Origin of the sequence: Bacillus sp. SIMBA_154 (assembly GCF_046536015.1) — a bacterium.
Lineage (GTDB): Bacteria > Bacillota > Bacilli > Bacillales > Bacillaceae > Bacillus > Bacillus pumilus_P.
On sequence record NZ_JAWJBV010000546.1, the window covers coordinates 1 to 244 of the forward strand.

At 57.8% G+C, this 244-nt stretch carries 1 protein-coding gene; it reads left to right on the forward strand.

All coding sequences use genetic code 11. The features are described 5' to 3' along the window. Positions 1–244 (forward strand): FecR domain-containing protein (locus tag R0K30_RS23110; protein WP_410613324.1); only part of this gene is annotated, 244 nt, incomplete at both ends.

A 244-nucleotide genomic window follows, 5' to 3' on the forward strand; every position in this document is an offset into this window, starting at 1 on the left:
GAAGCGTCCTTACGCTCGACACCTCCTCAGCAATAGATGTGCAGTTTTCACCGGAGCGGCGTCAGATTACGTTACGCAACGGGCGTCTCTTTATTGACGTGGCCCCCGACCCCCAACGGGCGCTAGAAGTGGTGACGCCAGAGGGCACGATACGGGCGCTGGGCACAGCCTTCAGCGTTTATCGCACTAAGTGGGAAGAAGAACCTGCAACACGCGTGACGGTGTATGAGTCTCGTGTTGAGGT